The sequence below is a fragment of the Ramlibacter tataouinensis TTB310 genome (genome assembly GCF_000215705.1).
Lineage (GTDB): Bacteria > Pseudomonadota > Gammaproteobacteria > Burkholderiales > Burkholderiaceae_C > Ramlibacter > Ramlibacter tataouinensis.
On record NC_015677.1, the window covers coordinates 1,974,377 to 1,986,252 of the forward strand.

The 11,876-nt window shown below is 68.8% G+C and carries 7 protein-coding genes and 1 pseudogene; 7 read left to right on the forward strand and 1 reads right to left on the reverse strand.

Annotated elements, in window-relative coordinates; all coding sequences use genetic code 11:
• Positions 1-16 precede the first annotated feature (16 nt).
• The gene (locus tag RTA_RS09620) at positions 17-1,669 is read right to left on the reverse strand and encodes a 4-hydroxyphenylacetate 3-hydroxylase family protein (protein ID WP_013901199.1); all 1,653 of its coding nucleotides are present in this window, start codon (positions 1,667-1,669) and stop codon (positions 17-19) included.
• Between the two features lie 88 nt (positions 1,670-1,757).
• Here RTA_RS09620 and RTA_RS09625 point away from each other — a divergent pair, with 88 nt between their 5' ends.
• The 7 genes and pseudogenes from RTA_RS09625 (at position 1,758) to RTA_RS09655 (ending at position 11,860) form a co-directional block, all read left to right on the forward strand.
• Positions 1,758-2,360, forward strand: coding sequence for an isochorismatase family protein (locus RTA_RS09625; protein ID WP_013901200.1), 603 nt, complete (start codon positions 1,758-1,760; stop codon positions 2,358-2,360).
• 5 nt (positions 2,361-2,365) lie between these two features.
• Positions 2,366-4,279, forward strand: a pseudogene (locus RTA_RS09630) (propionate--CoA ligase); the annotation flags it as partial.
• A gap of 219 nt (positions 4,280-4,498) precedes the next feature.
• Positions 4,499-7,369 carry a 2-oxoglutarate dehydrogenase E1 component gene (locus RTA_RS09635; protein WP_013901202.1) on the forward strand — a complete coding sequence of 957 codons (2,871 nt, stop codon included), beginning with the start codon at positions 4,499-4,501 and terminating at the stop codon, positions 7,367-7,369.
• A 65-nt stretch (positions 7,370-7,434) separates the two neighbouring features.
• Complete coding sequence (odhB, locus tag RTA_RS09640; RefSeq protein ID WP_013901203.1) at positions 7,435-8,718, forward strand: 2-oxoglutarate dehydrogenase complex dihydrolipoyllysine-residue succinyltransferase; 1,284 nt, start codon at positions 7,435-7,437, stop codon at positions 8,716-8,718.
• Between the two features lie 9 nt (positions 8,719-8,727).
• Positions 8,728-10,158, forward strand: coding sequence for a dihydrolipoyl dehydrogenase (gene lpdA / locus RTA_RS09645; protein WP_013901204.1), 1,431 nt, complete (start codon positions 8,728-8,730; stop codon positions 10,156-10,158).
• Between the two features lie 2 nt (positions 10,159-10,160).
• Positions 10,161-11,261 (forward strand): cell division protein ZapE, encoded by a 1,101-nt coding sequence (gene zapE / locus RTA_RS09650; RefSeq protein ID WP_041675272.1) that lies wholly within the window; start codon positions 10,161-10,163, stop codon positions 11,259-11,261.
• Positions 11,258-11,860 carry a hypothetical protein gene (locus RTA_RS09655; RefSeq protein WP_143762943.1) on the forward strand — a complete coding sequence of 201 codons (603 nt, stop codon included), beginning with the start codon at positions 11,258-11,260 and terminating at the stop codon, positions 11,858-11,860. Before zapE ends, RTA_RS09655 begins: the two co-directional genes overlap by 4 nt.
• Positions 11,861-11,876 lie beyond the last annotated feature (16 nt).

Genomic DNA, 11,876 nt, shown 5'->3' on the forward strand with positions numbered 1-11,876 from the left:
GCCGGTCCAGCCGGGTCTACCGCCCCGGAGCCGGGGAACCGCCGGGCGCGGGCAGGTCCACCATCACCGGCTGCCCCGGCGCACTGCAGCCCATGTCGCAGCAGCGGCCCGGCTGCCGGTTGCGCGTGACGGCGCGCTGCGGGTCGTGGGGCGCGGCCGCGGGGCTGCCGTCGGCGGCAACGCCGCGCTCGAGCAGGCGCTCCACCAGCTCCACCTTGGAACCCACCGGGTAGTGGCGCCAGATCTCCTGCTTCATCGCGGCCGGTGAGCCGCCGCCGTGCAAGCTGATCACGCTGTACCAGCCGCCCTGGTAGCCGGCCGTCAGGTCCTCGATGAAGCGCGCCGTCTGGATGCGCTGCTCGTAAGGCACATGGGGGTTGGCGCGCAGCACGTCAGACAGCCGCGCCGCCGTCTCGGGATTGTGGTCCTCGTCCGGGCCGGGCAGGGTGACGATCAGCCCGCCGCTGACGTAGTGCGCGATGCGGTGCATGTCGTAGATCTGGGTGGCCATCAGCAGCTTGCCGATGTTGGCGAACACCGGGTCGGGCATGAAGGTCCTGCTGTGCTCGTCGGCCTTGCCGTACACGCTGGCGGCCACGCCGCAGGCGAAGAAGCCCTCGGTGATCTTGATCAGCTCCACCATCTGCTCGCGCAGGTGCGTCTCGCGGCCCGGGTCGAATCCGTTGGCCTCGCACATCAGCGCGCCGGCGCCGATCAGCAGGTCGCCGAAGCCGGCGCGCGCGGCGATGCAGGTCTGACGGTGGTGCGTCGCGTAACTGTAGGTGAGGTGGCCGGAGTGCTCCCATTCGCCGGCATAGAACACGTCGTCCCAGGGCACGAACACCCGGTCGAAGATGCACACGCCGGTGCTCTGGCCGTACTTGCGCGAGAACAGCGCGTCGCCGTGCTCCAGCTTGTCGCCCGGGCGTCCGGCCGGCCGGGCCACGATGGTCAGGCCGGGCGCGTCGATGGGCACGGCGCAGCACACCGCGAAGTCGGCGTCCTCCCGGCCCATGTTCCGGCAGGGCATGACCAGCAGCTCGTGCATGTAGGGCGCGCCGGTGACGATGGCCTTGGTGCCGGAGATCACGATGCCGCGCACGCCGTCCCGCACCGCGTCGCGTTCGACGACGTGCACGTAGCTGTCGGCGTTGGCCTGCTGGTGCGGCCGCAGGCTGCGGTCGCCCTTGGCGTCCGTCATGGCGATGCCCAGGGTGAGGTCCTGGTCCTGCACGCGGTGCAGGTAGTTGAGGAACCGTGCCGTGTGCTCCGTGCTGCCCCGGGCATCGTCGATGCGCGCGGCCACCTGGCCGATCGCGTTGAGCGCGTCGTGCGTCAGGTAGCGCTGGGCACAGCCGGTCTCCTGGCACACCAGCCGCACCGCTTCCAGCTTGTTGAGCAGGTCGCCCGCGCTGGTGTTGATGTGCGCCAGCCGGTTCACGCGCCTGCCGCTGGTGTGCTGCACCGCGGTCATCAGCGGCGCGTACTCGGGTTTGTGCGCGTAGTCGTAGGTCAGGGCGATGGCGTTGATGCCGGGGCGCAGCGCCGGGTCGTCCGCCACGCTGTCCACCCGCCGGCCGTCCACGAACACCGTGGGCCGGTAGCGGCGCAGCGACTCGCGGTAGTCGTCGCCGGTCATCAGCAGGGCGGTGGGTGCAGGCGCGTTCATGAGGGAAATCCTTTGCTGGTGTTTGTCAGGTGCGGGTCATTCCAGCACGCTGGAATAATGGGCTGCAAGCTCCACAACCCGAATACCCATGCTGCTCGACGCCGACGACTCGCAACTGGTGCTGGTGGACTACCAGGCGCGGCTGATGCCGGTCATCCACGAGGGGCCGGCCGTGCTGGCCAATGCCTTGCGGCTGGCTCAGCTGGCGCGGCTGTTCGGCGTGCCGGCGTTCGGCACCGAGCAGAATCCCTCACGGCTGGGCGAGAACCCCGCCGAGCTGCGGGCGTTGTGCCGCAAGACCCTGGCCAAGATGCATTTCAGCGCCTGCGCGGACGGCCTGGTGCCGCTGCTGCGGCCGCCGGCCAAGCCCGGCGGTGGCAATGCACGCAGCCTGCCGCGCCACCTGCAGAAACCCGCGGAACCCGCGCCGCAGCGCGGCACGGTGGTCATCGCCGGCTGCGAGGCCCATGTCTGCCTGCTGCAGACCGCGCTGGATCTGCTGGACGAGGAGTTCGAGGTCTGGGTGGTCACTGATGCCTGCAGCTCGCGCACCGAGCGCAGCCGCGACGCGGCCTTCGACCGCCTGGCCGGCGCCGGCTGCGAGCTGGTGACCACGGAAATGGTGGCCTTCGAGTGGCTGCGCACGGCCGAGCATCCCCGGTTCAAGGACATGCTGGCCCTGATCAAGTAGAAAAGCACGACAAGCCGGAGACAACGATGAGCTATGCAGAGTTCTACCGCCGCTCCATCGAGCAGCCGGAGGCTTTCTGGGCCGAGCAGGCCCGCCTGATCGACTGGCAGTACCCGCCCGAGCGCATCTGCGACGACAGCCGGCCCCCTTTCACCCGCTGGTTCATGGGTGGCACCACCAACCTGTGCCACAACGCGGTGGACCGGCACCTCAAGGAGCGTGGCGGCCAACCCGCGCTCATCCACGTCTCCACCGAAACCGGTAGCGAGACGGTCTACACCTTCGCGCAGCTGCACCGGGAAGTGCAGCGCACCGCCGCCATGCTGAAGGCGCTGGAGGTGGCCAAGGGCGACCGGGTGCTGATCTACATGCCCATGATCCCGGAGGCGGTGTTCGCCATGCTGGCCTGCGCCCGCATCGGCGCCATCCACTCGGTGGTGTTCGGCGGCTTCGCTTCCGTTTCGCTGGCCTCGCGCATCGAGGACGCCACGCCCAAGGCCGTCGTCAGCGCCGATGCCGGCTCGCGCGGCGGCAAGGTGGTGCCCTACAAGCCGCTGCTGGACGAGGCGATCCGCCTGTCGCGCCACAAGCCTTCGGCCGTGCTGCTGGCCGACCGAGGCCTGGCCGCCATGGACATGGTGGCGGGACGCGACCATGCCTGGCGGGCCCTGGCCGAGGAACATGCGCAGGCCGAAGTGCCCTGCGAGTGGCTGCAGGCCACCGACATCAGCTACACCATCTACACCAGCGGCACCACCGGCCGGCCCAAGGGCGTGCAGCGTGACGTGGGCGGCTACGCCGTGTCCCTGGCCGCGAGCATGAAGCACATCTTCCAGGCCCGCGCCGGGGAAACCTATTTCTCCACCAGCGACATCGGCTGGGTGGTGGGCCACAGCTACATCGTCTATGGCCCGCTGATCGCCGGCATGGCGACCCTCCTGTACGAGGGCCTGCCGGTCCGGCCCGATGCCGGCATCTGGTGGAGCCTGGTCGAGAAGTACCGGGTCACCGCCATGTTCAGCGCGCCCACGGCGGTGCGCGTGCTCAAGAAGCAGGACCCGGCCTATCTGAAGAAGCACGACCTGTCCAGCCTGCGGGCGCTGTTCCTGGCCGGCGAGCCGCTGGACGAGCCGACCGGCCGCTGGATTACCGAAGCCTTGGGCGTGCCCGTCATCGACAACTACTGGCAGACCGAGAGCGGCTGGCCCATCCTGACCATCGCCGGCGGGGTCGAACCCAAGGCCACCAAGTTCGGCAGCCCGGGCATCCCCATGTACGGCTACAAGGTCAAGATCCTGCACGAGTCCACCGGCCAGGAGCTGACCGGGCCGAACGAGAAGGGCGTGGTGGTGATCGAGGGGCCCACGCCGCCGGGCTTCATGCAGACCGTCTGGGGCGACGACGAGCGCTTCGTCAACACCTACTGGAAGAGCGTGCCCGGCCGCATGGTCTACAGCACCTTCGACTGGGGCATCCGCGACGAGGGCGGCTACTACTACATCCTGGGCCGCACCGACGACGTGATCAACGTCGCAGGTCACCGCCTGGGCACGCGGGAGATCGAGGAGAGCATCGCCAGCCACCCCAACGTGGCCGAGGTCGCCGTGGTGGGCGTGGCCGACGCGCTCAAGGGCCAGGTCGCGATGGCTTTCGTGGTGGCCAGGGACGCCGCGGCGCTGGACGACCCTGCCGCACGGCTCAGGCTCGAGGGCGAGATCATGAAGCGGGTGGACGAGCAGCTCGGCTCCGTCGCCCGGCCGGCGCGGGTGCGTTTCGTCACCCTGCTGCCCAAGACCCGCAGCGGCAAGCTGCTGCGCCGGGCCATCCAGGCGGTCTGCGAAGGCCGCGACCCGGGCGACCTGACCACCATCGAGGATCCGACGGCGCTGCAGCAGATCAAGGACGTCGCCAGCCAATAAGGACTCCCTCTCCCCCTCGGGGGAGAGGGCGGGGGTGAGGGGGTTCCTGAAGCCGCCGCGGGCCGTGTTGCGCAGGCGAGCGTGCCACGGAAGTGGCACAATCGCTTGCGCAACCAAGGCCCTTCCAGCCACAGTCGCATCCGCCATCCGGTCCAGCCGTGTCGCGGAAGGTTTCTTCAACCAGCTCATGCTCCCTGCAGGGGGGCGGAAAGTAGCGAAATGAGCGAGACGAACTCCGTCTACACGGCCTATCAGGCCAATTCGTACCTCTTCGGCGGCAACGCGCCCTACGTGGAGGAGATGTACGAGAACTACCTGACCAATCCCGGCAGCGTGCCGGACAACTGGCGCGAGTACTTCGACGCGCTGCAGCACGTGCCGGCCGTCGACGGCAGCAATGCCAAGGACGTGCCCCACCTGCCGGTCGTCAACGCCTTCGCCGAGCGCGCCAAGCAGGGCGGCACCAAGGTGGTGGTGGCCTCCGGCGCCGATTCCGAGATGGGCCGCAAGCGCACCGCGGTGCAGCAGCTGATCGCCGCCTACCGCAACGTCGGTGCCCGATGGGCCGACCTGGACCCGCTCAAGCGCACCGAGCGCGAGAAGATCCCCGAGCTCGACCCCGCGTTCTACGGCTTCACCGATGCCGACCAGGAGACGGTGTTCAACACCAGCAACACCTTCTTCGGCCGCGACACCATGTCGCTGCGCGAGCTGATCAACGCACTGCGCGAAACCTACTGCGGCACCATCGGCGCCGAGTACATGTACATCACCGACCAGGGCCGCAAGCGCTGGTGGCAGCAGAAGCTCGAGTCCATCCGCAGCAAGCCGCAGTTCAACGCCGACAGGAAAAAGCACCTCCTGGACCGCCTGACGGCGGCCGAGGGCCTGGAGCGCTTCCTGCACACCAAGTACGTGGGCCAGAAGCGCTTCTCGCTGGAAGGCGGCGAGAGCTTCATCGCCGCCATGGACGAGCTGATCCAGCAGGCCGGCGCCAAGGGCGTGCAGGAGATCGTGATCGGCATGGCCCACCGCGGCCGCCTGAACGTGCTGGTCAACACCCTGGGCAAGATGCCGCGCGACCTGTTCGCCGAGTTCGAGCACACGGCCAAGGAGGACCTGCCGGCCGGCGACGTGAAGTACCACCAGGGCTTCTCGTCCGACGTCACCACCCCCGGCGGCCCGGTGCACCTGTCGCTGGCCTTCAACCCCTCGCACCTGGAGATCGTCAACCCGGTGGTGGAGGGCTCGGTGCGCGCCCGCATGGACCGCCGCGGCGACCCCAAGGGCCGCCAGGTGCTGCCGGTGCAGGTGCACGGCGACGCCGCCGTGGCCGGCCAGGGCGTGGTGATGGAGACGCTGGCGCTGGCCGAGACCCGGGGTTACTTCACCGGCGGCACGGTGCACCTCGTCATCAACAACCAGATCGGCTTCACCACCTCGGACCCGCGCGACAGCCGCTCGACGCTGTACTGCACCGACGTGGTCAAGATGATCGAGGCGCCGGTGCTGCACGTGAACGGCGACGACCCCGAGGCGGTGGTGCTGGCCACCCAGCTGGCGCTGGAGTACCGCCAGGAGTTCGCCAAGGACGTGGTGGTCGACATCGTCTGCTTCCGCAAACTGGGCCACAACGAGCAGGACACGCCCTCCCTGACCCAGCCGCTGATGTACAAGAAGATCGCGGCCCACCCGGGCACGCGCAAGCTGTACGCGGACAAGCTGGCGACCCAGGGGCTGGGCGACTCGCTGGGCGACGACATGGTCAAGGCCTACCGCGCCGCCATGGACGCCGGACGGCACACGGTGGATCCGGTGCTGACCAACTTCAAGAGCAAGTATGCGGTCGACTGGAGCCCCTATCTTGGCAAGAAGTGGACCGACGCCGCCGAGACCGCCATCCCCACGGCGGAATGGAAGCGGCTGGCCGAGCGCATCACCACCGTGCCGGAGAATTTCACCGTGCACCCGCTGGTCAAGAAGGTGCTGGAAGACCGCGCCGCCATGGGCCGCGGCGACGTCAACGTCGACTGGGGCATGGGCGAGCACATGGCGTACGCCTCGCTGGTGGCCAGCGGCTACCCGGTGCGGCTGTCGGGCGAGGACGTGGGCCGGGGGACCTTCACCCACCGGCACGCCGTGCTGCACGACCAGAACCGCGAGCGCTGGGACGTCGGCACCTACATCCCGCTGCAGAACGTGGCCGACAGCCAGGCGCCCTTCGTCTGCATCGACTCCATCCTGTCGGAGGAGGCCGTGCTGGGCTTCGAGTACGGCTACGCGTCCAATGATCCCAATACGCTGGTGATCTGGGAGGCCCAGTTCGGCGATTTCGCCAACGGCGCGCAGGTGGTGATCGACCAGTTCATCGCCTCCGGCGAGGTGAAGTGGGGCCGCGTCAACGGCATCACGCTGATGCTGCCGCACGGCTACGAGGGCCAGGGCCCCGAGCACAGCTCGGCCCGCCTGGAGCGCTTCATGCAGCTGTCGGCCGACACCAACATGCAGGTGGTCCAGCCCACCACGGCCAGCCAGATCTTCCACGTGCTGCGCCGCCAGATGATCCGCCCGCTGCGCAAGCCGCTGGTGATCATGACGCCCAAGTCGCTGCTGCGGAACAAGGACGCGACCTCGCCGCTGTCCGAATTCACCAAGGGCGGCTTCCAGACCGTGATCCCCGAGAACCAGGAGCTCAAGGCCGACAAGGTCAAGCGCGTCATCGTGTGCTCGGGCAAGGTGTACTACGACCTGGCCAAGAAGCGCGAGGAGAAGGGCGCCGACGACACCGCCATCCTGCGCGTGGAGCAGCTCTACCCGTTCCCGCACAAGGTCTTCGCCTCGGAACTGAGGAAGTACCCCAACGCCACCGACATCGTGTGGTGCCAGGACGAGCCGCAGAACCAGGGTGCCTGGTTCTTCGTGCAGCACTACATCCACGAGAACATGCTCGAGGGCCAGAAGCTGGGTTATGCCGGCCGCGCGGCCTCGGCCTCGCCGGCGGTGGGCTACTCGCACCTGCACCAGGAGCAGCAGAAGGCGCTGGTCGACGCCGCCTTCTCCAAGCTCAAGGGCTTCGTGCTGACGAAATAACGACGGATTCGACAAGCCGGGCTCCGCCCGGCCTTGTCCTTGAACAAGAATTTTTAGGAATAAGAATGGCTATCGTTGACGTGAAAGTGCCGCAGCTGTCGGAGTCGGTGGCGGAAGCAACCCTGCTGCAGTGGAAGAAGAAGCCCGGCGAGGCCGTGGCCCAGGACGAGATCCTGATCGAGATCGAGACCGACAAGGTGGTGCTCGAGGTGCCGGCCCCCAGCGCCGGCGTGCTGGCCGAGGTGGCCGTGGCCAATGGCGGGACCGTGACGGCCGACCAGGTCATCGCCAGGATCGACAGCGAGGGCAGGGCCGGTGCCACCGCACCCGCGGCCGCGCCGGCCGCTGCGGCCGCGGGCAAGCCCGACGCCGCAACCCCCAGCGCTGTGGCCTCCCAGCCAGCGGCCGTGGCGGGCGCCAAGGCCGGCGTGGCCATGCCCGCGGCGGCCAAGCTGATGGCCGACAACAACCTGCCCGCCGGCTCGGTGGCCGGCAGCGGCCGCGATGGCCGCGTGACCAAGGGTGACGTGCTGGGCGCGGTGGCCGGCGGCACTCCCAAACTGGCGGTCGTGCCGGCGCAACCGGCGCGGCCGGCGGCGCCGTCGCTGCCGCAGGTGGCGGCACCCGTCGCGGCGCCCGACCTGGGCGAGCGTCCCGAGCAGCGGGTGCCCATGAGCCGGCTGCGCGCCCGCGTCGCCGAGCGCCTGCTGCAGTCGCAGTCCACCAATGCCATCCTGACCACCTTCAACGAGGTCAACATGGCGCCGGTGATGGAGATGCGCAAGCGTTTCCAGGAGAAGTTCGAGAAGGAGCACGGCGTCAAGATCGGCTTCATGAGCTTCTTCGTGAAGGCCGCGGTGCACGCGCTCAAGAAGTACCCGGTGATCAACGCCAGCGTGGACGGCAACGACATCGTCTACCACGGCTACTTCGACATCGGCATCGCCGTCGGCTCGCCGCGCGGCCTGGTGGTGCCCATCCTGCGCAATGCCGACCAGATGTCGTTCGCCGACATCGAGAAGAAGATCGCCGAGTTCGGGCAGAAGGCCAAGGACGGCAAGCTGGGCATCGAGGAGATGACCGGCGGCACCTTCTCCATCTCCAACGGCGGCGTGTTCGGCTCCATGCTGTCCACCCCCATCATCAACCCGCCGCAATCGGCCATCCTGGGCGTGCACGCGACCAAAGAGCGCCCGGTGGTGGAGAACGGCCAGATCGTCATCCGCCCGATCAACTACCTGGCCATGAGCTACGACCACCGCATCATCGACGGCCGCGAGGCCGTACTGGGCCTGGTGGCGATGAAGGAAGCGCTGGAAGACCCGGCCCGTCTCCTCTTCGACATCTAAGGAGCGGCCATGGCGAAGAACTTTGACGTCATCGTCATTGGCGGCGGGCCGGGCGGCTACATCGCCGCCATCCGCGCGGCGCAGCTGGGATTCAACACGGCCTGCGTCGACGAGTGGAAGGGCCCCAAGGGCGGACCGGCCCCGGGGGGCACCTGCACCAACGTGGGCTGCATCCCGTCCAAGGCGCTGCTGCAGTCCTCGGAGAACTTCGAGGAGGCCGGCAAGCACTTCGGCGACCACGGCATCCAGATCGGCGGCCTGTCCATCGACGTGGCCAGGATGCTGGGCCGCAAGGACACCGTCGTGAAGCAGAACAACGACGGCATCCTGTACCTGTTCAAGAAGAACAAGGTCAGCTTCTTCCACGGCCGTGGGTCGTTCGTCAAGGCCGGCGCCGAAGGCTACGAGATCAAGGTCGCGGGTGCCGCCGAGGAAACGCTGTCGGCCAGGCAGGTGATCGTCGCCACCGGTTCCAATGCCCGCGCGCTGCCGGGCGCGCCTTTCGACGAAGCCAACATCCTGTCCAACGACGGGGCGCTGCGCATCCCCCAGGTGCCCAGGACGCTGGGCGTGATCGGCTCGGGCGTGATCGGCCTGGAGATGGGTTCGGTGTGGCGCCGCCTGGGCGCCGACGTGACCATCCTGGAAGGCCTGCCCACCTTCCTGGGCGCGGTGGACGAGCAGATTGCCAAGGAAGCGCACAAGCTGTTCACCAAGCAGGGTCTGAAGATCGAGCTGGGCGTCAAGGTCGGCGAGGTGAAGAACAACGGTGCCCAGGGCGTGTCCATCGCCTACACCGGCGCCAAGGGCGAGGCCCTGAACCTGCAGGTCGACAAGCTCATCGTCTCCATCGGCCGCGTGCCCAACACCATCGGCCTCAACCCCGAGGCGGTGGGACTGAAGCTGGACGAGCGCGGCGCCATCGTCGTGGACGACGAGTGCCGCACCAACCTGCCCGGCGTCTGGGCCATCGGCGACGTGGTGCGCGGCCCCATGCTGGCGCACAAGGCCGAGGAGGAAGGCGTGGCCGTGGCCGAGCGCATCGCCGGCCAGCACGGCCACGTCAACTTCAACACCATTCCCTGGGTCATCTACACCAGCCCGGAGATCGCCTGGGTGGGCCAGACCGAGCAGCAGCTAAAGGCCGCGGGCCGCAAGTACCGCGCCGGCACGTTCCCGTTCATGGCCAACGGGCGCGCGCGGGCGCTGGGCGACACCTCCGGCATGGTCAAGTTCCTGGCCGACGAGGCGACCGACGAGATCCTGGGCGTGCACATGGTCGGCCCCATGGCCAGCGAGCTGATCTCCGAGGCCGTGGTCGCGATGGAATTCAAGGCGTCCAGCGAGGACATCGCCCGCATCTGCCACGCGCACCCGTCGCTGTCGGAAGCGACCAAGGAGGCGGCGCTGGCGGTGGACAAGCGCACGCTCAATTTCTGAACGTGACCTCGGTCCGCGAGGCCTATGACGCAGAGCTGAAGGCGCGGGGTTACGCCAGCGACCCCGCGCAGCTGCGTGCCGTCGAGGCGCTGGACCGTTGCGCTTTGGAGTGGGCGCAGTTCAAGGAGCAGCGCTCCAACGTCATCAAGAAGCTGATAAACCGGCCCGCCATCCCGCGCGGCGCCTACCTCTGGGGCGGCGTGGGGCGCGGCAAGAGCTTCCTGATGGACTGCTTCTTCAACGCGGTGCCGCTCGCGCGCAAGACGCGGCTGCATTTCCACGAGTTCATGCGCGAGGTGCACCGCGAGCTGGCCGAGCTCCAGGGCACCGTCAACCCGCTGGACCGGCTGGGTGAGCGCATTGCGCGGCGCTACCGGCTGATCTGCTTCGACGAGTTCCACGTCGCCGACATCACGGACGCGATGATCCTGCACCGGCTGCTGCAGGCGCTGTTCGACAACGGCGTGGGCTTCGTCACGACCTCCAACTTCAGGCCCGACGATCTGTATCCCAACGGGCTGCACCGTGACCGCATCCTGCCGGCCATCGAGCTGCTCAAGGAGAAGATGGACGTGGTGAACGTGGACAACGGCACGGACTACCGGCGCCGCACGCTGGAGCACGTCAGGCTCTACCACACGCCGCTGGGCCCGCAGGCCGACGCCGAGATGGACCGCGCCTTCACCGAGCTGGCCGAGACGCACGACGAGGACCCGGTGCTGCACATCGAGCAGCGCGAGATCCGGGCGCGGCGCAAGGCCGGCGGCGTGGTCTGGTTCGACTTCAGGACCCTGTGCGGCGGGCCGCGCTCGCAGAACGACTACCTGGAGATCGCCACCCAGTTCCACACGGTGCTGCTGTCGGGGGTGCCGCACATGCCGGTGCGCATGGCCTCGGAAGCGCGGCGCTTCACCTGGCTGGTCGACGTGCTGTACGACCGGCGGGTGAAATTCATCATGTCGGCAGAGGTGCCGCCGGAGGGCCTGTACACCGAAGGACCGCTGGCCCATGAGTTCCCGCGCACCGTCTCGCGCCTCAACGAGATGCAGTCGGCCGAGTTCCTTGCGCAGGAGCACCGCATGGTCGACACTCGCCTGACATGAACACCCGTTGGACGTGGCCCTTGCTGCTGGCGCTGGGCAGCGGGGCGGCGCAGGCCCAGACTCAGACCCAGGCACCTGACGCCCTGGACGCCGAACTCGCCCGCATCTCGGCCGAGCGGCGCCAGGCCGAGGCCCGGTTCGCGGCCGAGGAAAAGGCCTGTTACGCGCGCTTCGCGGTGAACGACTGCATCGCCGAGGCCCGCGCGCGGCAGCGTGCCGCGGCGGCCGACCTGCGCCGGCAGGAGAATTCGCTGGCCGAGGAACAGCGCCGGCGCCGCGGCGCCGAGCGGAGGGAGGAGCTGCGCGAGCGGGCGGACGAGCGCGACCGGGAACTGGCGCAGCGCCGCGCCGGCGCGGCGATGCAGCAGGAAAGCCGCGATCAGGACGGCACGCGCAAGGGGACGCAAGGCGCCCCGCGCGCGGACAGCACGCCGCGGCGGGCCGAACGATTGCCGTCGGAGCGTCCGGCCGTGGACGAGGCGGGCAACCGGCGCGCCCACGAGGAACGCGTGCGCGAGGCGCTCCAGCGCAAGGAGCGGGTGCAGGAAAGGGCGGCGCAGCGCGCCAAGCGCGCGCAGCCGCTGCCCGTGCCGCCCTGAGCCGGGCGGGCCGGCC